The sequence below is a fragment of the Streptosporangium sp. NBC_01755 genome (assembly GCF_035917995.1).
In the GTDB taxonomy this organism is placed as follows: Bacteria; Actinomycetota; Actinomycetes; order Streptosporangiales; family Streptosporangiaceae; genus Streptosporangium.
Window position 1 is genome coordinate 2,069,800 of sequence record NZ_CP109131.1, and the last position, 23,229, is coordinate 2,093,028.

Below are 23,229 nucleotides of genomic sequence, written 5' to 3' on the forward strand. Positions count from 1 at the left end.
GAGGTCAGGGAATCCGTATCGCGCACGCGTTCGGCTGCACCCCGGCCCCGTTCTCGTCGTTGACGTTCCAGGTGACCCCCGACACGGCACTCCGTCCGGAAGGCGGTGTCAGATCGACGAAATCATCGCAGTTGCCGGGCCATGCCGGGTTACCCCCACCGCCGGGGGCCGGACCGACCTTGCACGAGGTCTGCGCCACCCTCTCGGCGATGTTCACCACGGTGATGTACAGGCGACTTCCCAGCGTCGACAGGGTGGCACTCACCGCCTGGCCGGGATAACCGGTCACGGACGAGAGATTGTGCCAGCGCGGAGTGGTTTCCGGATCCCTGATGAAGGTACGGCCATCGCAGAGGACATAAGCGATATATTGCGTATTACCCCGGAAAACCGAGGCGACCCCGACTCTTGGCCCTCCCGCACCCGCCGGCCCCCGGACACCCCTCTCACCTTGGGGACCCGCCGGTCCCAGATCACCCTTCTCACCCTTCTCCCCTTGAGGACCCGCCGGACCTGAGTCACCTTGGGCACCCTTCTCGCCTTGAGGACCCGCCGGACCTGAGTCACCTTGGGCACCCTTCTCGCCTTGAGGACCCGCCGGACCTGAGTCACCTTGGGCACCCTTCTCGCCTTGAGGACCCGCCGGACCTGAGTCACCTTGGGCACCCTTCTCGCCTTGAGGACCCGCCGGACCTGAGTCACCTTGGGCACCCTTCTCACCTGGCAGCCCCTGCAGACCGGGATCACCCTTCTCACCCTGAGGACCCACCGGACCCAGGCCGCCCTGAGCACCCTTCTCACCCTGAGGCCCAGGTTTACCGTGCAGTCCCGGAAAACCCATCGGGCCCCGCTCCCCCTCCGGCCCCTCCGGTCCTTCCGGGCCTCGGCGTCCCGGAATACCCTGTATCCCTCTGGGGCCCCTCCTTCCGCGCTCGCAGAATCCGCGGCACCGGTGGCACGAACGGCCACAACGACGGCACGGTCCGTGGCGGCACTCCCCCCGCTGGGCGGACCCGAAGGAAGCATTCCCCTCTACCACCACTCCGACATACGTCCCCGGCGCGGGCCCGATCTCCGCACTCGCCGATACCTGGCCCGGCAGCATCGCCCCCACCATGGCCAGGACCACCGCGTGCGTCAAGAAGCGACGACCGACAAGTCTCCCAATTATTCCGTTCTCATAAGGAGTCAACTTATATCCCTTTGTGGCGAGAATCCGACTTTTTATCATTGCCAATGATTTAAATCGGAAATACCCATACGCCAAAGAGAAAAACGCGGCAGCCATTTTCGAGTCAGCAAACAAATGGTATTCAGAGAAGAATCCAGCCCGCCACGACGGAACTTCTTCCGCCGAACACCGGGGAGGTCGACCGCGTCGAGGTGGCGACCCTGCGTTCCTACGTCGAGGCCCTCGTCGGACGGCTTCGTGCGGCGGCCGACTTCGGCGACGTCGAATACACCGTGGCATGGCTCGTACAACGGCAGAAGCCAGCGCGAGGCCCTGGAACACGTCCGCTCGGGACTGCCCGACGCGGAGCCGTACCGTGCCTGGTCGAACTTCACCTTCACCGCCAACACCGGGCACGTCCGCGAGGTCGACCTGTTCGTGGCCGCGCCCGCCGGGCTCTTCCTCATCGAGATCAAGAGCCTGCACGGGCGGCTCGGCGCGAGCGGCGCCAACTGGGTGCAGACGACCGGCAACCGCACCCGTTATTTCGACAACCCGCTACACCTGGCCGATTCCAAGGCCAAGCAGCTCAAGTCGCTGCTGCAGCAGGCCGCCGGACCCCGGGTGCGGATCCCCTACATCCACGCCGCGGTCTTCCTCTCCGTGCCCTCGCTGGAGGTGGGGCTGCCGGACCAGCACCTCACCGGGGTCTACGGGCCCGAGAACGGCCGGCTACTGAAGATCCTGTCGGACCTGCTCACGGTGGCACCCCGCGACCAGCGCCGCCGCATCACCCCGGAGATCTCCCGGCCACTCGGCGGCTGGCTGCGCAAGGTGGGGATCGCCAAGAGCCGCGCCCACCTCCAGGTGGGAGCCTGGGAGCTGGAGCCGCGCCCGTTCGACGCCGGGCCCACCTGGGAAGACCACCTGGCCACGCACCGCGACATCGACACCGAGAAACGCCGCATCCGCATCTACCTGGTCGAACGCAACGCCGACGAGGACATGCGGGCCAGCATGGGCCGGGCGGCCCGCCGCGAGGTGCTGGCCCTGCACGGCATCAGCCACCCGGGCATCGTGCGGGTCGACACCCTGGAGCAGCACGAGATGGGCCCGGCGCTCATCTTCCGGCACGACCCGCGCGCCATGCGCCTGGACCACTACATCGGCGAGTACGGCCCGCGCCTCGACCTGCTCACCCGGCTCAACCTGATCCGCCAACTCGTCGAGGCGGTGTCGTACGCCCACGGGCGGCACCTGCATCACCGGGCGCTGTCGGCGCGCAGCGTGCTGGTCACGCCGGGCCGCGCTCCCAAGGGCGCGCGGGAGCAGGGCTGGCTCAACCCGCAGCTCCAGATCAGCGACTGGCAGACCGCCACCCGAGGTGAGGGCACCGACGGCACGACCCCGGGGATGAGTTCCAGCAGCCACGTCGGCCAGCACATGGAGGCGTCCGCCCAGGCGTACCTGGCCCCGGAGCTGAACACGCCGAGCCCCGACCCGGTGGCGCTCGACGTGTTCGGCCTGGGCACCCTGTCCTACCTGCTGCTCACCGGCCTGCCCCCGAGTGACCGGCGGGCCGACCTCCTCGCCCGCCTGGCGAAGGAGAACGGCCTGCGTCCCTCGACGGTCGACGACTCGGTGACCGGGTTCATGGACGAGCTGGTCCAGGCCGCCACCGCGCCGGTGCCCGTACAGCGGCTGACCAGCGTGGCCGAGTTCCTGGAGATGCTGGAGGCCGTCGAGGACGAGGCGACCGCCCCCGAGTCGGTCCACCCCGCCGACGAGCAGCCGGGAGACGACCTCGATCCGCTGGAGGCCAGGCAGGGCGACGTGATCGGCGGCGAGTGGCGAGTGGAGAAGCGGCTCGGCACCGGCTCCACCTCCCGCGCCCTGCTGGTGACGAACCTGCGGAGCGGGAGGCCGGAGGTGCTCAAGGTCGCCCTGTCGGACGAGAAGGCGGCCAGGCTCGAAAGCGGCGCCGAATCGCAGGGTTACCTGTGCGGTCGGAGACTGAGAAGTCGGCGGCGATGGACTGGCTTGCCGCAGAAGTCGGGGCGCACGAGTAGATGATCGCTTAGCTCGCCTGATGGGAAGCTCCGGGGTCGCGTGAGTCAGGACGCCAGGAACACCTCATCGAGATGCCATTCGAGAGTCTCGTGAGCTGGCCGGTCATGTCGGTGCTGGGGAACGGCGATCTGGCTTCCGGCACGCCGGTAGAACTGCTCGCCGTTGCCGAACTCCTCACGGAGACGCGGGCTGACCCTCAGCCGATACTCGGGATCGACGGCCAGGTAACCGCGATCGAACAGGGTGTGAATGTCCGAACGCAGCAGCAGCCCGTTGTCCAGACGGTGCTCGCCTCCGGCGGAGAGCGGACGGATATGGGCGGCCTGCAGGACAGGACGGATCTTGTCGCCGGTGATGGCACAGCGCCGGTCGTAGGCATTCAGCACGACGGCCTGAAACGCCTGCTGGCCGAGCCGCTGTGGGGTCAGCCGGGGATCGCCGTAGGTCGGTCCGTCCCGATGCCATGGTCTGGACAGATCGATCTCGACAACGGCCCCGAGCAATCGGGGGAGCAGCTCGCGGAAGTAGTCCGCCTGCGGGTGAGAGGCGAGGTCATAGCTCTTGCCCTGTACGAGGTTCGGGGCGAAGTCCGGCGGCTGCTCCGCCGGTGCGTCGAGAGGGAAGAAGCAGGTGTCCCGCAGCAGGACGCACCCGATGATCGGATCCTCTCCGGGAGCGATCGGCTGCTTGCGATACCGGCTCACCCTCGTACGCATCTGCTGGAGGCTCGTGGCGCCGTTCGCCTCCCGGAAGATGTCCCACGCCTCGGAGATGCGCAGCCTCTCGAACCCGTTGAAGAATCCCCCGCCCACCACCCGGTTGTGCGGATGGTGCGTCTTGAAGAAAAACGGCTCACCGGAACGCAGGGCCTTGAACCCGCCACCGGAGGGACGCCAAAAGTTGGCCTCGGTCAGCGCGGGACGGGCCGCCAGAAAATGATGCCACTCGCCATCCGTTACCCCGACATACGTCTTCATAGGTCAATATTGTGTATCCCGATGACCATGCTCTACACCGAAAACGGATTACGCGTTTTCTGGATCGCCGGAAAGAAGGACCCGTCTAATGGATCGCCATGGCGTTGAGGTGAGCCCGGTCCTGCACGATCGTCGTACACGTCCCCGGACCAGCGCCCCGGCGTGCGCTGACCCCTCGATCCCGCTCACCTCGGCGGCACGCCCGCGACGGGGGGAGCGGTGAGGCGACACGGCGACCTCACCCACCGCCGTGTCGCTGCCCAATCCTGGGTTCAAGTGAGCCCATCCGCAAATGAGGTGCGGTCGAGACCGGCACCTGCCTGAACCAGTCCAGGTCGCCCGAGGCGGATCGGTTCGGGATCAGCGGCCCACTGCGGTCTCCCGGTCGATGCGTGACAGCTTCTCGGGGTTGCGGACGGCGTAGAGCCCGGCGATGAGGCTGCCTTCGAGGCGTACCGCCAGGACGGTGTCGATCTCGCCGCCCGTACGCAGGATCAAGGCCGGGTGGCCGTGCTACGGGGGGAAGCTCACTCTTCCAGTAGGGGTGACTCCTCCGCTCCCTGAAGGGAGCGGCTTCTCGCTAAGCCACTTCCGCAGCCTCATGGGTACGAGAAAGCCCCCGGCCGTGGCCGAGAGCCCTCCCAGGTTCCGCAGGTGGGCTAGAAGTCGAACTCGCCCTTCTTCGCCCCGTCCACGAAGGCATCCCACACGCTCTCACTCACCACGAACGGCGCCCTCTCCGGAGCCTCGGTGTCCCGCAGCCCCACCCGACCACCCGACAGCGGGGCCACCTCCAGGCAATCACCCTGGTTGGACGCGCTCTTGGATGCCTTACGCCAGGCCGCAGTCTTCAGCTCATCACTCAGATCCACAGCTTCTCTGCCTCTCTGATCAACTCGATCGAGACATACTGAGGGCTTGCCTCAGCTCGGATGGTGTCGTATCGGGCGCAGACAGCCCCGACATCTTCTGGCCGATTTGTCACATGCCCGTGCGTTACAGACTCGACATATACCATATCTGGACTTTCTGGAAGCTGAGCGATCACGAAGCCACCCGAGGTTCCCGTGGCCGACCCAAGCGCCAAAGGAACAATCTGGATACCGATTCGAGGTCGATCAACCATTTCCAGAAGATGCTGGAGTTGGTGTCGCATGACCTCTTTGCCCCCAATTGGGCGGTGAAAAACTCCTTCGTCGAGGATAACCCAGAGCATTGGCGGAACGGACTGGGACAGGATCCTCTGTCTCTCCATGCGAGCTGCGACAGCCTTTTCTACCTGCTCGTCGACTATACTGAGCCGATCATAAGTTTTGGGACTATCGGCGTTATGCGCCGATGTAGGTCAGGTGCGGGTCGGTGAAGAAGGCCCGGACGATGTCGGGGCGTTTCTGTAGCCGGTGCATGCCGCTGTGCATGGCCGCGGCCAGTTCGTGTTCATCGGCGACCGCCTCACGAGCCACCCGGGCCTTGATGTTTTGGTTGACCCACTCATCAGGGTTGAGATCGGGGGCGTAGGCGGGCAGGAAGAACAAGCGCAACCGGCCGCCGGTACGTGCGATGAAATCACGCACCGCGGCGGCGGTGTGGATCGAGGAGCCGTCGACGACCAGGAAGATCGGCCCGATGACGGTGCGCAGCAGCTGCGCGCAGAACCCGAGAAACGCCCAGCGGTCCATCGAGCCGTGCCACAGCCGGTAGCGCAGCGTGCCGTCCGCGGCGACCGCCGAGAACATCTTCACCGACCGGCGCTGCGCCCCGGCGCACACCACCGGGGTCTGTCCGATCAGTCCCCAGGTGGTCCCGGCGCGGTGATCGACGCGCATGCTCATCTCATCGGCGAACAACACCAGCGCCCCCCGTGCCCGGGCCAGGCGACAGATCTGCGGCAACAGCACCGTCGTCCACCGGGTGACGGCCGCCGGATCACGCCGCCATGCCCGATAGGCCGGGCGTTGCGGCGACAGGCCCAGCCCGCGCAGCAACCTCCCGGCCGCCGCCACCGACAAACCGATCCCGAACCAGGCCGCGATCACCAACGCCACCAGCGCCCGCGTCCACAATGCCACCGCCGTCCCCAGTACCTGACGGGGGGTGACATCACGCACCACCGCCTTGACGCTCTGCTCCTGCCCAGGCGTCAGCCGCCGCGGCCGACCCGGCGCCTTCTTGATCCGCAGCGCCTCGTCACCACCTGCCCGGGCCTGGCGTTTCCACCGAAACACCGACTCACGGCCCACCCCCAGCGCCTCGGCCACCCGATCCGGTGACATGCCCTCCTCCAGCAACCGGAGGGCGAAAACCTTCTCCTCGAACGTCGCTCTGCGACCTTTTCTCGCCATACCCCCAGCATGCGCCTGCCGGAACTCGATCTCCCACCGCTACCCAACACGTACCAAAACTTACGATCGGCTCAGTACCTGGCTCTCCGCGAATAACCGCTCGCGCATAAGCCTCAGTCTGAAGAAGACCGGGCACAACAAGCGGCTGCCAGGTATGCAGTGTGTGCGCCGCCGGTTCAACATCCAGCCATCCTCTGAACCACCGAGGACTTGCCCCCCGAGTGATGTGTTCCCACAGCCGGATGACTTCCCCGCCTGCTTCCAACGCATCATCGCAGCGCTGGGCGAAGTTCCGGCTTGGGGTGCGCTCGCCCCGTTCTATGAAGCCGATCAGGCTCTGGCTAAATTGGGTGATTTCCGCTAGCCGATCCTGAGACAGGCCAGCTGCTTTCCGACGTTTACGTAGCTCGGCGCCGAAAGCAACCAATGGTCTCACGAATGGTCCAGGTGTGGGGGTTACGGACATTTCAGCTCCGTCCGGCGGGGAAGGCTACTCCGTCAGCACAAAAGCACAGTTTCAATACAAGCTGTGCAGCAATGTACTGACGGTTTCGATACCCAAAGTAGTCGCCCGGGTGCATTCTGTGAAGTAGTCCGGAGCGGCGGAAACGCCACCGGAGCGGCCCTCTCACGCACGTAGAGAGCACTCATCAAAAGCCGTCGAAAAAATACCGCGCATGTCCGGACAAGGGGGGTGGAAATGTCCTTCGATCCATTGAAAAACGCACTTTTGGTCACGCCTCGTGCCTCTGCCGGACACACACCTGTCACCGCCAAGTAAGTCCTCCGAGGTGCCCGGAAGCCACTTCGCGCAAGACGGAAATACTTCGCTCTGTCGTCCCTAATACCCCAAACAAAGCGGGGCCTGCCACGGCGCGGCACGCCATGACAAGCCCCTCGACCGGACACTGGAGGTCCGATCTGATGCATCACCCTAGAGGAAACCCCCGGCCCATCAGGGTCCGTTGGCACGCCGACCGGCCGCCGATGCCGCTCGGTTGCCGCTGGTGCGGTCATCCCCCGTACGCGCACGAGGCCGCCAGCCTGCCGCACCGCCCCCACCACCACTGGGAGCAGCCCACCCCCGCCCAGGTCCACGCCCGGATGACCTCCCGCCGCCGCCTCGGCCTCTCCGGCCACCCACCGGTCGCGCCGCCCATCCGTTCGATCCCCTGCCCCACACCTCCTGTCGTTTCCCCGGTGCGACTCCCGGAGGTCTCCCCCGGCCGGCACCGGCGGCCGGAGCAGTCCGGGGTCACGGCCGCCGTGCCGTACCGGCGAGGACGGCCGCCGGGTCCCCGTACCCCCGGCAAGCACACCCCGTACCGGCAGGGGGCGACGGTATGAACGGACGCGAGCCCCAGCCCCGGCAGAGCGGGCGGCACCGGCGCGGGACCGTCACCGAGCAGGTCGGCTCCCAGCCCTGGGACCCGGCCGAACGGGCCGCCGCCGAGCAGCTCGACCAGGTCGAGCCCGCCTGGACCGTCTGGTACGGCCCCGGCACCCGGCGCTTCCACGCCGTCGCAGTCTGGCCCACTCCCGTACCCCTGAGCGTGCGGGCCCGCACCGCCGACGAGCTACGCACCCTGATGCGCGAGGCCGAACACAGCACACCACCACCCCAAGGAGGGACCATGCCCGAGACCCCTGACACACCGCACCCCCCGAACCACCCGCAGCCCCCGCACGACCCCCACCCCCTGACCCCCTCCCAGACTGGGGACCACCCACAGACCTCGTACGACCCGCACCCCCCGGACGATCCGCGCACCGTCTGCTGGGATCTGCCGCACGACCTGCCGATTGTCGGCAAGGCTCGCGCCATGGTGCGCGAGACCCTCGTCGCCTGGGCGCTGCACCAGCTCGTCGACGACGTCGTCCTGGTGATCGGCGAACTGCTCGCCAACGCGATCATTCACGGCGAGCCCGTGGTCAGGCTCTCCCTGTGGGCCGACGCCGACGAGTTCCAGGTCCAGGTCACCGACCGAGGCCCCGGACAGCCACGCCACCTCACCCTCGACCCCGAGTCCCTGCACGGCCGCGGACTGACCATCGTCAAGGCCCTCGCCCACGACACCGGCGTAACCCCCCTCCCCCACCGCCCCGGCAAAACCGTCTGGGCCCGCTGGCGTCTTCCCCGTCAAACCGCGGCTACCCGGGCATCGTCCTGAACCTCAGGAGCCGCTCGGCGCGTTCGCGCAGGCGTCCGAAATCAGCGATGTGCGATGCGATTGATATATCGAAGACCGACACATTCTCAAACGCGAATATTTGTGATGTCGCCGGCGGCGGCGAGTGCGGCTTCTACCCTCTGCCTGAACGATGTCCAGGTCACCTAGCGGGTCGTCTCCAGGGTGAGATGCTCCCGACCGACCACGACCGTCCAGGTCGGTCAGTCGATACTGGGGAAGCAGCTCGCTGGAGGCCCCCGTCGCCGTCATCGTGACGACCTGCTGCTCCGTCAGAAGCCGCGGGTAGTGAAAAGCGGCCCGGCAGGTCGTGAACATCCGAGAGATCGTTCCCTTGCCGTTCCCTCGGAGCTATTTTGAGGAGTTCAAGAAATCCCCATCCACAGGTAAACAAGCGAGGGCTGTGAACGATCCGGCGCATCCCCCTCTGGCACCCTCGGAGCCGACCGACATGGAAACAGATCTGTGAGCGACCCTGCGCATCTGCACCCCACTCTGGCGCACCATGTCGTCAACACGCTCGGGTGGCCGTCGCTGCGCCCCCTACAGCAGCGGGCGCTGGGGCCGCTCGCCTCGGGACAGGACGCCCTGCTGCTCGCGCCCACGGCGGGAGGCAAGACCAAGGCGTCCGGGGTGGGCTCCGCCCTTGGGACTGAGCCACCTCGGGCTCCCCGCTGTGCGGGCACCTTGCCGGCCTTCGGGATGATGGGGCGCGAGGCGACACGAGCGGATCGGGGAGATGAGCATGGGGCAGGTGGGCGAGCCGTTGCGGGCCACACGTTGGTTCGCCGACGCGCCGGTACCGACGCGCGACATCGTGCGGGCGCTGGAGGCGGCTCGCTGGACCGGGTCGGCGCGCAACCGCCAGCCCTGGAGATTCGTCGTGGTCAGGGACCGCGGCCTGCAGAAGAGGTTGAGCCTGCTGGGAGGCTACGCGGCTCACCTGGCCGCCGCTCCCGTGGTCGTTCTGCTCGCGGTGGACCACGGAACAGGGGGCGAGGACGCGGAGTTCGACGCGGGCCGGGCCGCCCAGAGCCTCATGCTCGCCGCGCACGACCTTGGCCTGGGAAGCTGCCCGGCCTCGTTCTTCCCCTCCCCCAATGCCGAGCAGGCCGGCCGGATGGTCGGCGTCGAGGCTCCGTGGAAGGTCCGGACCGCCATCTCCCTCGGCTACCCCGCGCCCGCGCCTCGTGGCAGGTCCGCGATTCCCTCGGGACGCCTGCCGCTGGATGATCTGGTCCGCTGGATCGGCTCCTGAGGGGATGCTCCCTCGCCGACCGGTCCGAAGTGACTCACCGAATGCTGCGCGACGTCCACGGGAAGTGTCCGCGGTTACTCACCGAATGCTGCGCGACGTCCACGGGAAGTGTCCGCGGCGATGGCCTGGTCCGGCGCGCGCCGCCTGTCAGGTTCCGGCTCTCTGTTGCGGATCGGTGATCCCGCCCGGGCAGGCGAGCCGGGCGATGTCCCAACCGGCACGCCGGGCTCCGGCCTGGTAGGCACTCTCATAGAAGGCCAGTACGGCGGCGTGCGGGTCGGCTGCGGCGCGGGCGTCGGCGTAGCGCAGCACGGCCAGGTGACTGCCTCGCTGCGCGACCCACTCCGCGGCCTCGGGCCGCAGTGGTTCGTTCTCCAGCCCTTCGGGCTCGGGAGCGGTGTAGGAGTAGAAGGCGGGCTCGGGAAAGGAGTCGTCACCGAACCAGAAGCCGGAGCTGATCACCTCCTGCGAGTAGGCCTCCCGCGTCACTGAGTCGACCGAGGGCGGCTGGTCGACCTGGCGTTCGGAGAAGCGGGTGCAGGCGATGTCGAAGGTGTGCCAGAAATGGTGCACCGGGCTGATCTTTCCCGAGAAGCCCGCGGCGAACTCCTCCAGCATCAGGTTCACCTGGCTCAGAACCTGCCAGTAGCGCGTGACCATGGCGAAGTCGTAGGCCGCGTGCTCGGTGTCCTCGACGAACGGCCGGCCGGAGTCCGGCAGGTCGAACGGCCACGGTATGTCCAGGTCCACCTGCACGTCCAGCTCCGCCAGCGTCAGCATGACTCTCTGATAGAAGGACGCCACCGACTGCCCGTAGAGCGGGAACGACACCGCCCGGCCGTCCAGCGCGGTGACGAGCAGTTGGTGGCCGACGAAGTCGAAGTCGATCGTGAAGATCGGGTTGCCGTCCGCCTGCCCCATCGGCCGGGTGGTGAGCCCTCGGCCGGTGAGATGGAACGGCACGCTCCACCAGTGGTTGCGCCGGACCCCGGCGGCGAGCCGGATCTTGCCCACCACCTGGCAGAACCGGTGCAGCGTGGCCTTGGTATCCCGCCACTCGGCCAGCGGTATCGGGGCGAACAGCTCCATGGACACCACCATTCCCTCAGCGTACGCATCAAAGACCCGGCCGACACCACGGACAGCAAGATCTTCATCGGTCTCTCCGCCGGCCGGCATGGAAAGCCGGTCGAATTCAATGTTTTGCGGACTGGATATACGCCGTATCCGGACTCCCTGAAAGCTGTGCGATCACGAAGCCGCCGAGAATTCCCGTCATCACCCCCAGCGTCGCGGGGATGACCTGGATGCCGATTCGCGGGGACTCTACTTCGCGGGGACTCTACCGCCTCCACAAGGCGTTCGAGTTGCCGACGCATGACTTCCTTGCTGCCGACCAGACGATGCAGAACGCCTTCGTCCAGTACCGCACGGAACAGCGGTGGGGTGGCACGCCTGAAGAACTTCAGCATCCATGACAAGAACCTGCCGGGTGATTTTCCGTACGCCGACCACACCTCGGCGCTTCTCCGAGCTGCGGATTCCCCTGCGCGGCATCACCGCGAAGGTGCTCACCCAGTCGCTCCGGAGGCTCGAACGGGACGGCCTCGTCTCGCGTGCCGCCTCCGGTGGGGCCGTGCAGCGGGTCGAGTACGAGCTGACCCCGCTCGGCCGCAGCCTGCTGGGGCCGATGGCGGTCGTGTGCACCTGGGCGGAGAGGCACTGGGACGAGTTGCTCGACGCCCGCGAAGCCTACGAACCCCCTGCCTCCGGGTTCGGCCGCACCGGCTGAGCCCCACCGGCTGAGCCCCATCCCCATCGCTCTGAGCCCCATCCCCATCGCTCCACCGTGCGATCACCGACCACAGCCGTCGGCTCTGCTCGTCCAACGCGCCCATCTTCATGTCGATCTACACGGCGGCAAGGTGGGGTCACGGGAGGGTGCGCCCATCGCCGTGGACGGCTCACTGTTGCGGGCGCAGCGCCATCCAGATCGCCGAGGCGTCCTCGTCGGCGGGGTTGCGCCAGGAGTGCGGCTGCTGCGTGCGGAAGTGGAGGGAGTCACCGGGGTTGAGTACGTGCACCACGCCACCGACCTCGAACTCGAGCCTGCCCGCTACCAGATAGACGAGCTCCTCGCCGAGGTGCTGCATCGGCTTGCTGCCGCTGCTCGCTCCCGGGATCACCGTCGCCATGGCTGCGGCGACCAGGAAGTCGCCGTAGGGGCCGCTGATCCCAGCGAGGTCTATCCCCGCGTGTGAGGTGTAGATCGGGCGCCTGTTCTCGGCCGGTATGAACACCGTCGGATACTGCTCGTCGTCGTCCTCCACGAAGTACGACACGGGGCGCTCCAGAGCCACGGCGATCTTGAGCAGGGTCGTGATCGTGGGCACCATGTCGGCCTGCTCGATCTTGTGAATCGTGGCCGCGGAGACGTCGGCACGCTCCGCGAGCGACTGCAGCGAATAGCCGTTCTGCTTGCGAAGGGCCTTGATCTTGGGGCCGATGCCAGAGACGACTGCGGCTACTCGCGTGCTCACGCCGCGCCTCCGATGGGGGTATCGAGGTTCGCACTTCGTAAGGTGCACTCATTTATACCTTGACGTCGCCCAACAGGTACGTCAAGTATGCTCAATAGAACTTTGCGCATGCTCAATGCGATCGAAGCTTCCTGAGGAGATCGAAGTCGAGATGACCAGGCGAATCATAGTGATAGGCGGCGGAGCCGCAGGGATGGGTGCCGCCGGTGCCGCGAAGGGTACCGACCCCGACGCCGAGGTCATCGTCTTCACCGACTATGAGGACGCGGCTTACAGCCCCTGTGGGATCCCCTACGTCCACGGCAGGGAGATCTCCAGTTTCGAGTCCCTGTTCATGGCGACCAAGCAGCACTACGTCGAGCAGGGCATCGACATCCGCTATGAGACGACCGTGGCCGGCATCGATGTGAAGGCCAAGACGGTGACCACGACCGACGGGACCGTCGAGCGTTACGACTCGCTGGTGCTGGCGACCGGGTTCACCTATGCCGACCCGGGGGTACCGGGGGGCGACCTCGGCGGCATCTACTACGTCAAGAACATTCGCCAGGCGATGGAGTGGGACAAGGTCCTGGACACGGTGAAGACCGCGGTCGTCGACGAGGCCACGCCGCTGGGCGCCGAGATGGTCACCGCGCTCGCGCATCGCGGCATCGAGACCCACCTGGTCGACCCCGCACCCTGGGCCATGTCATCCGCGACCGATCCCGACATCATCAAGCCGGTCGAGGACTCCTGGATCGAGATGGGCGCCAAGCTGCACTTCAACACCAAGGTCACCGGGTTCATCGGGGAGAGCGGCAAGCTCCGTGAGGTCGCCACCTCGCAGGGGAACATCACGGCGGATCTGGCCGTGGTGGCCACGAAGAAGACGCCCAACACCGCACTCGCCACCGCGGCCGGCCTCAAGACCGGCATGAGCGGCGGCCTCATCGTCGACGGGCGGATGCGCACCTCGGCCCCCGATGTGTACGCGGCGGGCGACTGCACCGAGATCCCGCACGGCGTCTCCAACGTCCCGATCCAGGGGCTCTCCGGCAGCCATGCCTACTCCCAGGGCAAGGTCGCCGGTGTGAACGCCGCAGGCGGTACCCGCGAGTACCGCGCCGTCTACGTCCCCTGGGGCATGGTCGCCGGCAAGTGGATGATCGGCGGTGTGTCCTTCAGCGAGACGCTGGCCACCGCGCTCGGCATCCCCTTCATCGTGGGCAACGCGCAGGGCATCTCCCGGGCGCGCTACTACCCCGACGTGAAACCGGTGAAGGTCAAGCTCCTCGCCGAACCCGAGCACCTCCGGCTGATCGGGGCCCAGCTCGTCGGCGGCGAGGGCATCAAGGAACGCGCAGACTTCCTCGCCATGGCCGTGCGCACCGGGATCACGCTCAACGACCTGGCGACCATGGAGAACGTCTACAGTCCGCCGATCGGCGCGCTCAACGAGCCCATCGCACTCGCGGCCCAGAACGCGCTCACGAAGGTGGGAGCTTGAGATGGGCCTGACGCGCTGGGTTCGCGAAAGATCCGAGCACTATCTGATGATCGACGCACAGGACAAGGTGGGCGCCCGCCTCGGTGCCGGGCGCCCCAGGCCACCGCGTGGAGCCGAGATCTTCTGGCGCCGGGTCTATGTCCCGATCTTCCACCGGCTGCCCCTGAGGCTGCGCCAGTCGGTCATCGCCCGCATGCCGGGAAGCCACCGGAAACCCTGGAAGCCACAGCCGCCGTCCAAGGGTCCCGCGATCTGACACGACGCGGGATCTGATACGTCGCAGGTCCCCTACCGGACCAGCAAACGCCACAAAGGAGTGACATGTCCACCAAGACTGTAACCGTTGCCACGCCGCAGGCAGGGGACGTTCTGTGGGACACCAGTGAGAAGGTGTTCGACGACATCCGGGCCCACGAGGGACAGAAGGCGACGGTCTTCATCCACTCGGTGCCGTTCGAGGGATCGGTCTCTCTCGTCAACCTGATGACCTCCACGCGCCTCCAGCGCAAGGGGTTCAAGCTGACGATCGTCCTTTACGGACCCGCCGTGCTGCTGGCCGCCGCCGGCCGCGGTTACCCGGCCGTCGGCACCGAGGGCTTCCCCGGCAACCTGTCCGTCAACAAGCAGCTCAAGGTCCTCCTCGACGAGGGTGCCACGATCTACGCCTGCCGCTTCGCCATGGGCGCCCTGTACGGCATGCGTGAGGACGACCTGATCCCGGGCGTCAAGGCCTTCAACCCGCTGGACGTGCTCGACTCCGCGCTGACCGCCTGGCGGGAGGGCCACTTCCAGCTCAACACCTGGACCATGTGATGGCCAAGGCACCCTCCCGGCACGTCGACGCTCACCGCCATATCGGCGTGCTGCCCGCATTCCCGTTCTACGGCGGACCGCCGGTCAACCCGGATGTGAACGCCCGTGCCACGATCGACGAGCTGATCGCCGACATGGACAGGGAGGGCACCGAGCGGGCCCTGGTGATCCCGAACTACGGGGTCCCCGACCCCAGCCACTCGTTCGCGCTCAACGAGCTCGTCATTGAGGCGGCCGGCCGGAGCGACCGCCTCAGCGCCGCACTCTGGGCGTCACCGCGACCGCAGGACGCCGAGTTCACCGACAAGGCGCTGGCGCTCGCGTCCGAAAGCGGGGTGAAGGCCCTCAAGATCAGCTTTCTTCTCGGCGGATCCGCCGAGGACCCCGAGTGCCTGATCCATCTCGACAAGATCTTCGCCGCCGCGAAGGCCAACGACCTCATCGTCCACGTGCACACCTCACCGGGTGCGGCATCGGACATCGACAAGGTCGGCCTGCTGGTGGAGCGCTACGCGGATGAGACGCCGATCCATCTCGTCCACTTCGGTGGCGGGGTGAGCGGCCACATCAAGCTCATCGGCACGCGGTTCTTCGACTGGATCGAGTCCGGCAAGAAGGTCTACACGGACCTGACCTGGTCCGTGGGCTTCGCGCCGCAGTGGCTCGCCCGCGAGATCGACCGGCGCGGCATCGGCGGCGACCGTGTGCTGTTCGCCTCTGACCAGCCGTGGGGCGAATTCGCCGGTGAGTACCACCGCCTGGTCGAGGCCACGGGTGGCGGAGAGCTGACCGAGATGGTCTTCCACGAAAACTTCGACCGGCTCTACGGCTGATCGAAGGCACGGGTCCCAGGCCGGTCGGCCTGGGACCCGTGCTGTCTGCGGTCGAAGCGACCAAACGTCGAAACGACCAAACGTCGAAACGACCAAACGTCGAAGCGACCGAACATCGAAGGGAGCGAGCTTTGGCAAGGTCGGGAGACTCGAACGAAGTCGTCGCGCGGTGGGAGGGCGGCTGGCGCGCGACCGTCACCGCCGGACCGTTCTCGTTCGCGGTGGACGAGCCCGAGGAGGTCGGCGGAACCTTCACCGGTCCGATGCCGACCGAGTACCTCCTGGGATCGGCCGCCTCCTGTTACGCACTGGCGCTGGCGTGGTGTGCGCGCAAGCGAGGGATCGAGCTACCCGACCTGTCGGTCTCGGCGATCGGGGAGTATGACGGCCCGAGCTTCAGCGGGATCCGGCTGCGCGTGAGCTCCAGCCTCCCCGCGGAGAAGCTCGAACCGCTGCTCGCTCCGGCCTCCCGGGCCTGCTATGTCTCCAACACGCTGGCCCGCTCGCCCCGGGTCGAGGTGAACAGGAACGACGCCGATGGGTGAGGGCCCGGTGAACCTGAACGGTTCACCGGGCCCTCACCGCTCGGTCAGGCCTCGCCGGTCAGTTTCGCGTCCAGCGCCAGCAACGCGTCGACGAACACCTGGATCGGCGCCTCGGCCACTCCGGCACCGACCTGGCCACTGCCGTCGGCGTTGTGCAGGATGCCGGTCGTCACCTGCGGAGTGATGCCCAGCTCGACCACCTTGCGCACGTCGACGCCCACCGGAGAACCCTTCATCCCCCAGGTCGGGATCATGAAGCGGCTGGAGTTGCCGACGCACACCTCGTCCAGTTGCGCGGTCAGCTCGGCGGCGTGCGCCATGGTGCCACCGACCAGCTGCGCCACCGCCGGCGACCCGGCCGCGGCCGCGCCTCCGAGCCCGACCAGCTCCAGCACCGAGCTGTCCCCGATGTCCGGGGCGGCGTCGGCCTGGCCGCGGCCGGGCTGGTAGAGCGCCCGCCCCACCATCGGCGCGGGGGTGATGAACCACTCGGAAGAGGGTCCGGCGAGCCAGGCGGCGAAGTCGGTGCCGTTACGGGCCATGCCGGTCACGACCGAGCTGTTCTCGACCTGGGCGGCCCAGGTGGTCAGGGCTCGCGCGGCCGCCATGGCCAGGCTGAGGAACAGCAGGTGGTTGCCGGACAGGAAGGTCGCCGCCTCGTGCCGGCGTGGATGGTCGCCCGCCACCAGCGCGGGCAGCAGGTTGCGCAACAGCAGGTTGGTCGCGGCCTGGGTCCGGACGTGGACATCGTCCCCCATCGCGATCGCCTGCGCCGCGAGGGACATCACGTCGACCGGCCCGTACTCCTGCACGGCGGCGGCCAGCACCGGACCGACCGCCTCCCGCAGCAGGACGAGACGCGCGATCGCGCCCGGGGTGTCCCGGCCGAACCACGCTACATCCCCCGACCCCTGCCCGACCGGAGCGTACGTGCGGATGCCCGCGTCGGCGAGCTCGACCACCCAGACAGGCGTGCGCGGCCCCATCGCCGTCGCCATCGGGACCACCGCGCCATGCTCGTTGGCCGGCTCCAGGCGAACCGTGCCGTCCCGGAGCAGGGCGTCCGCCTCCTCGGGCGTTCCCGCCCAACCCTCGGCGCAGACGGCGGCACGCATCGAACGACGCAGCGGGTCCGTGGTTCTCTCGATCGAGATGCGCGGCCCGCAGTGCAGCAGGACCCTCCCCTGCGCGAACACCGGGATCACGTCGGCGGCGGTCCGCACGGCGACCAGGTGGGGTGTCCCACGGTCCAGCCGCCGGAAGACCTCCTGGTTGGCGGCGTCGACCGTGCGCGCGTGCGGGCCGTACAGACGCCGGAGGGCGGCGACCACGGCGAGATCTCCGCCGCCGGGGATGCGCCAGTCCACCTGGACCACCGGGCGTCCCTGCCGGCCGATCGCCTCGGCGAACAGCGGCAGGCCGAGGTTGAGGACGTTGACCTCCTCCGGAAGGCGCACCAAGGCGGCGGTCTCAACTGCGGTCATCACTCTCTCCTTCGATGAAGTCGCCCGCTTCGGCGACCAGTGCGGCTTCGGCTTGTTCGAACGAAGTGCGCTGGGCTCTCGCACGGTCCCGGAGCGATTTCGCTTTCTTGACGCACTCCGCGGCCATCGTCTCGACCACGGGCGGCGCCGCCCCGCCGGCCAGCGTCCGCGTCTCCACGATGTGCCGCGGATCGAGAATGTCGCTGAGGTCCTGGCCTTCCAGCCCCAGGGAGATCCCCGCGTGCTGCTGGGCCGCGGCCTCCAGCCGGGCCCCGTCGAGATCGATTCCGCGCAGTCCCTCCCGGCTCGCCTCGCGAACGGCGATGCCGACCACCTGGTACGCGGTCCTGTAGTCGAGGTGGCAGGTCTGCATGACGAACTCCGCCAGGTCCGTCGCCTGGCTGAAACCGGACTCGAGGGCGGCCCACATCTGGTCGGCGTTGACCGTGAGGCTGCGGACGACCCCGCTGGTCAGCCGCGTCGTGCGGCGGGCCAGGTCCAGCGCGCGGGGGATCTCGCCGTACGCGTAGATCAGGTTGTCGCTCCGCGCCGACGGGCTCTTGCTGACCGCGAGGAACCCGGTGAGGCGGCCGATCAGCGTGCCGGCGGCACCACGGATGATGGACAGGGCGTACGGGTTGCGCTTCTGCGGCATGAGCACGCTGGAGCGGCTGAACCCGTCGGCGATGGTCACGTAGTCGAACTCGTTGCTCGCCCAGATCTCCAGGTCCTCGGCCAGCTTGCTCTGCGTGGTGAGCAGGCTGGAGGCGTGCGAGAGCGCCGCGATGAGACCGTCGATCTGCCACATGGCGTCGCGGGTGTGCTCGATGAAGCCCTCGAATCCCAGCAGCGAGGCGACCCTGCTCCTGTCGGCCAGCAGCCGGCTCCCGTTGACGCAGCCCGCCCCGCCCGGGCTCGTGTTGACCCATTCGAAGGCGTCCATGAGCCGCTCCGCGTCCCGCAGAACCGGGTAGGCGAAGCTCACCAGGTAGTGGCCGAACGTGGAGGGCTGCGCATGCTGGAGATAGGTCTGGTCGGGCAGCCAGGTCCTGCTGTGCTCTGCCGCCACCGTCGCGATGGCGTGCGCGAGCTCCGCCGCGTCCTCGACCAGATCCTCCAGGACGCTGCGCACGTGCAGGCGAAGAGCGATGCGTACGGCCTCCCGCCGGGGCCGCCCGGCGTGCAGCCAGCCCGCGTCGCTCCCGATCTGCGCGGTGAAGTACCGCTCCCGCGAGTTGTACGGCTCGCCGAACGCGGGGTCGTACGGGAAGTCCTCGGCGGAGGTGCGCACCGCCTTCAGCAGCACCCGCATGAGCTGTTCGGCGGCGGCGTGGGGGATCACCCCGCGCTCGTGAAGATCGATGACATGCGCGATGTCGGCGAGGTTGAGGCCGGTGTGCAGTAGCGGCGCGTCGGCGTTCTCGAGTGCGAACCCGCTGTCGATCAGTTCCTGGGCCGGACCTCCCATCGGTGGCCCCAGCCGGTCGAGCCCGCCCCGATGGTGTGCCGAAGGGGCGGACGGCAGTCCATTATCGATCATCGTGACTCCCATCCCGCGACGGCGTCGAGCAGGCCGCCGGTATGCCAGAAGACTGTTGTGAGGTCAGGGTCGGCGCGCCGGTCCCCGAGGATCCGTGCGAGGGCGCCCAGCGCCTTCGCCGAGTACACCGGGTCGAGGACGACTCCCGAGGCGCGCAGCGCGAGCCGCGCCGCGCGCTCGCCCTCCTCGGACGGGCGCCCGTGCCCGGGGCCGCGAGCGTCGTCGAGGACGACGTCCGCCTCCCGGGGAGGCTCTGTTCCCATCAGCCGGGCGCACCCCCTGCTGAGTTCGAGAACCCGCCGAGCGGTCTCCTCCGGTGGCCGGCTGACCGACGCCCCCCGCATCCGCAGCCGTCGTCCCAGTGCCACCGCCCCGGAGACGAGACCGGCCAGCGTCCCTCCGGAACCGGTGCCCACGACGACCGTGGCGGGGCCGTCGAGCTGGGCATCGAGTTCGAGCGCGGCCAGATGGAACCCGGTGGCGCCGAGCGGGGTGGCACCGCCGCGCGGCACCGGGAAGGCGGTCTGGCCCTCCTCGGTCAGCTCGGCCGCCGTCTTCTCGATCGCGGCGTCCACCGAGGCGCGGTCCGGGTCGTGCGTCCACCGTATCCGGGCGCCCCAGTGGATCGCGGCGGCCTCGTTGGGGTGCCGGACCGGCGAGGGAGAGCCGGCGTAGACGAGCACGCACCGCAGGCCCGCCCAGGCGGCGGCCGCGGCCGCCGCCTGGCAGAAGTTCGAACCGGGGGTCCCCCCGGTCACCAGGAATCGGGCACCGGATGCCCACGCGCCGGCGATGAGCATCTCCAACGGGCGTGTCTTGTTGCCGGCGACCGCGAAGCCGCTCAGGTCGTCGCGCTTCAGCAGTAGCCGGCCGCGAACGCCGAGTGCCTCCGCCAGCTTCGGAGCCGCATGAAGGGGGGTGGGCAGCACGCCGAGCTCGGCGCGGGGAAGGGTCATTCCCGGGTGATCCGGTGTGACGGCCATGAGTGCGGCTCCTCGGTTCTGATACGCCGGGCGCGTGCCACGACCAGGTCGACCATGCCGGTGGCGGAACCGGTGTCGGACGGGTTCTGCGTGTCGCCGAGGTAGGTGCGCACGTTGGCCGCCATCCGATCGGAGTGCACCTCAAGCCCCTCGACCAGCCCGACGCCGAGCGCCAGCGCCGTACCGGACAGCAGGCAGACCTCCGGCAGGGCGACCCATTCCGCCTTCCAGGCCCGCCCGTCGCGCTCATGCTGGCTGACGACCGACTCCATGAGAACGCCGGCGTGGGCGCGGACCAGACGGGCGAGCGTGTTCAGGTGCTCGCTGCCCTCCGGGTTGCGCTTGTGGTGCATCGTGATGCTGCCGACCACTCCGGCCGGTCGTGGCTCGCCGAGCTCCCCGATCTCCGGGCGCTGGAGCTCGTAGACCTCCTCGCCGACCCGGGCGAGCGTGCCGGTGACCAGGGCCAGCACGTTCCCGAACTCCGCGATCCGGTCACGTGCGCTCAACCACGAGATGACGGGGTCGTCGAGCCCGAGCTCCGCGGCGAAGCGCGCCCGGATGGCCAGTCCGCGGTCACCGTAGGCGACCAGGGTGCCGATGCCCCCGCCGAGCTGTGCCACGAGCCATCGCGGAGCGCCTTCGCGCAGCCGGTCGAGATGCCGCCGGATCTCGTCCGCCCAGGACGCCGCCTTCCAGCCGAAGGTCGCCGGCGCTCCCGGCTGGCCGTGGGTCCGGCCGGCGATCGGCGTTTCGCGATGCTCGACGGCCAGGGTGAGGAGCCGCTCCTCGATGCGGCGCAGGTCACGCCAGACGATGCCGCCGACCGCGCGCATCGCCAGCGAGGTCCAGGTGTCGGTGACGTCCTGCACGGTCGCCCCGGCGTAGACGTGCTCGCGTGCCGCTTCGGGCAGCATGCGACGCAACTCGTGGATCAGGCCCAGCGTCGAGTGCCCCGTCTCGCGGGTTCCCCGCGCGATCCGGTCCAGGTCGAGCCGGTCGACACGCAGTGCGTCGGTGATGATCGAAGCGGCGTCGGCGGGTATGAACCCCTCCGCCGCCTGTGCCCTGGCCAGTGCGGCGAGGACGTCGAGCCACCCTTGCAGCCGGGCCCTCTCCTCGAAGATCTGCCGCAGCTCGTCCGTGCCCCACAGGTGGGCGTAGGCCGATGAGTCCGCGATGCGCGCGCTCATGCCGTGCCCCCGTCCCGCTCCGTGCCGGACCGGAGCCTCCCGGCCAGCTCGGACGCCGCGGCCAGACCTTCCGCGACCAGCGTGAACGACGCTCCCCAGGGCACGACCACCGTGTCGCCGCGGGTCTCGATGCTCTCCTCCAGCAGGCAGCATTTGGTGAGGCGGGCCTCGCCGGGGGGAAGTGGCATCCGGGTCGCCAGGGCTGCCGGGCAGGTGTCGACCTGGCGCACGCTCGATGCCTTCTCCGGATAGAAGTGGTCGTGGATCGCACGCGAGCGAGCGCATCCGAGCAGGACCCAGTCCGCCTGCGGCGGCACCTCGTCGAGATAGGAGATCTCGGCGCCCGGGACCGACATGCCGCCTCCGCGACAGGGAAGCAGGTAGTGCCCGGCCGGCTCGCCGGCGGCGATCTCCTCCAGGTCGACGACCTGCGGCACGTACTCCGTCGCGGGAAGCTCCTCGGCGGTGTCGACGACGCGCTGGACCTGGTCGTTCAGCTTCGCCGGCCAGGGCGGCCCGACGTCGAGCACGTGGACCCGGTGCGGGGCGGCGTCCAGGATGAAGTTGACGTGCTCGTAGCGCCCGCGCACGACCACGCAGCGCGGCGCGTCGGCGATGTCGTGTGCCGCGGCGATGTCGTGTGCCGCGCGGAGCAACTGGCTGGGCACGGCGGTGTCGATGTCGGGCCGGTCGACGAAAAGCGTCTCGTGCGGCCCGGCCAGCACGCGCACGTCGGTGACGTCGACGAACAGCTCGACCTCGTCGGCCTTGGTCAGTTCGACAACGGCGTACCTGTCCTGGTTGCGGGCCACGACGAAGCGAGTCCTGCGGTAGACCTGCCGGCTGAGGAAGAACTTCCGCAGGGAGTCGCCGTCGAGATCCACCACGACGTCGGTGAACGCCACGGTTCGATACTGATACGGGATCATCATGGTCTCTCCACTCCTGCGTACACCTCTCCCAGTTGGGAGAACGTCCCGATGGTGTCGGAACGCAGACCCAGCCGGAGCGTCTCGACGGCCAGTGCCTCGGCGGGCTGGATGTTGCCGAGGTTCACGTTCGCGCCGTAGCGCCGGATGAGCCACGCCTGCTGCGCTCTGCGCGGGGCCTCGAACAAGGTGGCCTCCAGGCCGACGGCGGAGACGACGGCGTCCACGATGTCCGCGCGTACCCTGCCCTCGGCGTTGAACAGCCCGACGGTGCCGCTCTCACGCCCCTCGGTCACCACCCAGTGGGCGCCAGCCCGCAGGTCGGCCCGCGCGTCGGCGGCCCACTTCCCGGCCGACGGGGCCACGTCGGGATCCTTGAGCCCGATCTCGGACAGGACGACGAACCGGGAGGCCGCCATGTCAATGATCTTGTCCTTGTCGGCGCGCGACATCTCCACCGAGCCGCAGGACACCTCGACGCACGGGAATCCCACGGACTCGGCCCAATCCATGAACCTGTCCACCACGCCCCGCTGCCAGGAGATCTCCAGCAGCGTGCCGCCGGTGCAGGCCAGCACCTGGTGCTCGGCCAGCAGTTCGAGCTTCTCGCCGAGCGACGAGTCGATGTAGGCGGTCCCCCACCCGAACTTCCACAGGTCGATGCTCGCGGCGGCGGCCTTCAGCCGCTGCTCGACCTCGGCCACGGACATGCCGTTGTCCAGGACATGGGAGACGCCGTGCCGGCGAGGCTTCTCCGTGCGAGGCGGAAGCGTGAGGAAGTCGGGCTCCGCCGCGGTCAGGTCCAGGGGGAAGGTACGGTCACGACTAGGTTGTCCTGTCACGGAAACGGATTCCTCACTGGCTAGGATGACG

At 68.3% G+C, this 23,229-nt stretch carries 26 protein-coding genes and 1 pseudogene; 10 read left to right on the forward strand and 17 right to left on the reverse strand.

Annotated elements, in window-relative coordinates:
* Window positions 1–4: 4 nt before the first annotated feature.
* On the reverse strand, window positions 5–289 hold the full coding sequence (locus tag OG884_RS09365; RefSeq protein ID WP_326644142.1) for a hypothetical protein: 285 nt from the start codon (window positions 287–289) through the stop codon (window positions 5–7).
* Entirely contained in the window at window positions 286–969 is a 684-nt protein-coding gene (locus OG884_RS09370) for a hypothetical protein (RefSeq protein ID WP_326644144.1), read from the reverse strand. Before OG884_RS09370 ends, OG884_RS09365 begins: the two co-directional genes overlap by 4 nt.
* 460 nt (window positions 970–1,429) lie before the next feature.
* On the opposite strand from OG884_RS09370, the gene OG884_RS09375 reads away from it, so the two are divergent.
* The gene (locus OG884_RS09375) at window positions 1,430–3,244 is read left to right on the forward strand and encodes an NERD domain-containing protein (RefSeq protein ID WP_326644146.1); all 1,815 of its coding nucleotides are present in this window, start codon (window positions 1,430–1,432) and stop codon (window positions 3,242–3,244) included.
* Between the two features lie 41 nt (window positions 3,245–3,285).
* On the opposite strand, the gene OG884_RS09380 is transcribed toward OG884_RS09375, so the two are convergent.
* The 6 genes from OG884_RS09380 to OG884_RS37445 form a co-directional block, all read right to left on the reverse strand.
* A complete protein-coding gene (locus tag OG884_RS09380; RefSeq protein WP_326644148.1) occupies window positions 3,286–4,218 on the reverse strand; it encodes an HNH endonuclease in 933 nt (310 codons plus the stop codon).
* Between the two features lie 360 nt (window positions 4,219–4,578).
* A complete protein-coding gene (locus OG884_RS09385; protein ID WP_326644149.1) occupies window positions 4,579–4,716 on the reverse strand; it encodes a hypothetical protein in 138 nt (45 codons plus the stop codon).
* Between the two features lie 161 nt (window positions 4,717–4,877).
* Entirely contained in the window at window positions 4,878–5,090 is a 213-nt protein-coding gene (locus OG884_RS09390) for a DUF397 domain-containing protein (RefSeq protein ID WP_326644150.1), read from the reverse strand.
* Window positions 5,081–5,512, reverse strand: a complete 432-nt coding sequence (locus OG884_RS37440) for a DUF5753 domain-containing protein (protein WP_442811719.1) — start codon at window positions 5,510–5,512, stop codon at window positions 5,081–5,083. The genes OG884_RS09390 and OG884_RS37440 overlap by 10 nt, the downstream gene beginning before the upstream one ends.
* A gap of 34 nt (window positions 5,513–5,546) precedes the next feature.
* Window positions 5,547–6,560: an IS630 family transposase gene (locus tag OG884_RS09395; RefSeq protein ID WP_326635026.1), complete on the reverse strand. Its 1,014-nt coding sequence runs from the start codon at window positions 6,558–6,560 to the stop codon at window positions 5,547–5,549.
* Window positions 6,448–7,026 (reverse strand): Scr1 family TA system antitoxin-like transcriptional regulator, encoded by a 579-nt coding sequence (locus OG884_RS37445; RefSeq protein WP_442811657.1) that lies wholly within the window; start codon window positions 7,024–7,026, stop codon window positions 6,448–6,450. The genes OG884_RS09395 and OG884_RS37445 overlap by 113 nt, the downstream gene beginning before the upstream one ends.
* A 458-nt stretch (window positions 7,027–7,484) precedes the next feature.
* On the opposite strand from OG884_RS37445, the gene OG884_RS09400 reads away from it, so the two are divergent.
* The 3 genes from OG884_RS09400 to OG884_RS09410 all read left to right on the forward strand — a co-directional run bounded on the left by OG884_RS09400 (window position 7,485) and on the right by OG884_RS09410 (window position 10,007).
* Complete coding sequence (locus OG884_RS09400) at window positions 7,485–7,907, forward strand: hypothetical protein (protein ID WP_326644152.1); 423 nt, start codon at window positions 7,485–7,487, stop codon at window positions 7,905–7,907.
* A complete protein-coding gene (locus OG884_RS09405; protein WP_326644154.1) occupies window positions 7,904–8,731 on the forward strand; it encodes an ATP-binding protein in 828 nt (275 codons plus the stop codon). Before OG884_RS09400 ends, OG884_RS09405 begins: the two co-directional genes overlap by 4 nt.
* A gap of 757 nt (window positions 8,732–9,488) precedes the next feature.
* Window positions 9,489–10,007, forward strand: coding sequence for a nitroreductase family protein (locus OG884_RS09410; protein WP_326644155.1), 519 nt, complete (start codon window positions 9,489–9,491; stop codon window positions 10,005–10,007).
* Window positions 10,008–10,154: 147 nt separating this feature from the next.
* Here OG884_RS09410 and OG884_RS09415 read toward each other — a convergent pair whose 3' ends face one another.
* Both OG884_RS09415 and OG884_RS09420 read right to left on the reverse strand, forming a co-directional pair.
* Window positions 10,155–11,096: a DUF5996 family protein gene (locus OG884_RS09415; RefSeq protein ID WP_326644156.1), complete on the reverse strand. Its 942-nt coding sequence runs from the start codon at window positions 11,094–11,096 to the stop codon at window positions 10,155–10,157.
* Window positions 11,097–11,341: 245 nt separating this feature from the next.
* Window positions 11,342–11,479 (reverse strand): annotated as a pseudogene (locus OG884_RS09420) (Scr1 family TA system antitoxin-like transcriptional regulator); the annotation flags it as partial.
* Window positions 11,480–11,481: 2 nt separating this feature from the next.
* On the opposite strand from OG884_RS09420, the gene OG884_RS09425 reads away from it, so the two are divergent.
* Entirely contained in the window at window positions 11,482–11,799 is a 318-nt protein-coding gene (locus OG884_RS09425) for a winged helix-turn-helix transcriptional regulator (protein ID WP_326644158.1), read from the forward strand.
* 172 nt (window positions 11,800–11,971) lie between these two features.
* Here the strand turns inward: OG884_RS09425 and OG884_RS09430 are convergent, their stop codons facing one another.
* A complete protein-coding gene (locus OG884_RS09430; RefSeq protein ID WP_326644160.1) occupies window positions 11,972–12,547 on the reverse strand; it encodes a helix-turn-helix domain-containing protein in 576 nt (191 codons plus the stop codon).
* A 151-nt stretch (window positions 12,548–12,698) separates the two neighbouring features.
* Between OG884_RS09430 and OG884_RS09435 the strand changes: the two genes are divergently transcribed.
* The 5 genes from OG884_RS09435 (at window position 12,699) to OG884_RS09455 (ending at window position 16,227) form a co-directional block, all read left to right on the forward strand.
* Window positions 12,699–14,036: an FAD-dependent oxidoreductase gene (locus tag OG884_RS09435; protein ID WP_326644161.1), complete on the forward strand. Its 1,338-nt coding sequence runs from the start codon at window positions 12,699–12,701 to the stop codon at window positions 14,034–14,036.
* Between the two features lies 1 nt (window position 14,037).
* Entirely contained in the window at window positions 14,038–14,292 is a 255-nt protein-coding gene (locus OG884_RS09440; protein WP_326644163.1) for a hypothetical protein, read from the forward strand.
* Between the two features lie 65 nt (window positions 14,293–14,357).
* Window positions 14,358–14,849: an MSMEG_0572/Sll0783 family nitrogen starvation response protein gene (locus tag OG884_RS09445; protein ID WP_326644165.1), complete on the forward strand. Its 492-nt coding sequence runs from the start codon at window positions 14,358–14,360 to the stop codon at window positions 14,847–14,849.
* Entirely contained in the window at window positions 14,849–15,682 is an 834-nt protein-coding gene (locus tag OG884_RS09450; protein WP_326644167.1) for an amidohydrolase family protein, read from the forward strand. Before OG884_RS09445 ends, OG884_RS09450 begins: the two co-directional genes overlap by 1 nt.
* Window positions 15,683–15,813: 131 nt before the next feature.
* On the forward strand, window positions 15,814–16,227 hold the full coding sequence (locus OG884_RS09455; protein ID WP_326644169.1) for an OsmC family protein: 414 nt from the start codon (window positions 15,814–15,816) through the stop codon (window positions 16,225–16,227).
* A 44-nt stretch (window positions 16,228–16,271) separates the two neighbouring features.
* Here the strand turns inward: OG884_RS09455 and OG884_RS09460 are convergent, their stop codons facing one another.
* From OG884_RS09460 to OG884_RS09485, 6 genes are read right to left on the reverse strand one after another with little or no spacing between them, the layout of a single operon-like run.
* A complete protein-coding gene (locus tag OG884_RS09460) occupies window positions 16,272–17,711 on the reverse strand; it encodes a DUF1116 domain-containing protein (protein ID WP_326644171.1) in 1,440 nt (479 codons plus the stop codon).
* The gene (locus OG884_RS09465) at window positions 17,698–19,251 is read right to left on the reverse strand and encodes an argininosuccinate lyase (RefSeq protein ID WP_326644173.1); all 1,554 of its coding nucleotides are present in this window, start codon (window positions 19,249–19,251) and stop codon (window positions 17,698–17,700) included. Before OG884_RS09465 ends, OG884_RS09460 begins: the two co-directional genes overlap by 14 nt.
* On the reverse strand, window positions 19,248–20,234 hold the full coding sequence (locus tag OG884_RS09470; protein WP_326644175.1) for a 1-aminocyclopropane-1-carboxylate deaminase/D-cysteine desulfhydrase: 987 nt from the start codon (window positions 20,232–20,234) through the stop codon (window positions 19,248–19,250). Before OG884_RS09470 ends, OG884_RS09465 begins: the two co-directional genes overlap by 4 nt.
* On the reverse strand, window positions 20,204–21,427 hold the full coding sequence (locus OG884_RS09475) for a class-II fumarase/aspartase family protein (protein WP_326644177.1): 1,224 nt from the start codon (window positions 21,425–21,427) through the stop codon (window positions 20,204–20,206). Before OG884_RS09475 ends, OG884_RS09470 begins: the two co-directional genes overlap by 31 nt.
* Window positions 21,424–22,359 carry a DUF7714 family protein gene (locus tag OG884_RS09480; RefSeq protein ID WP_326644179.1) on the reverse strand — a complete coding sequence of 312 codons (936 nt, stop codon included), beginning with the start codon at window positions 22,357–22,359 and terminating at the stop codon, window positions 21,424–21,426. The genes OG884_RS09475 and OG884_RS09480 overlap by 4 nt, the downstream gene beginning before the upstream one ends.
* Window positions 22,356–23,198 (reverse strand): phosphosulfolactate synthase, encoded by an 843-nt coding sequence (locus OG884_RS09485; RefSeq protein WP_326644181.1) that lies wholly within the window; start codon window positions 23,196–23,198, stop codon window positions 22,356–22,358. Before OG884_RS09485 ends, OG884_RS09480 begins: the two co-directional genes overlap by 4 nt.
* Window positions 23,199–23,229 lie beyond the last annotated feature (31 nt).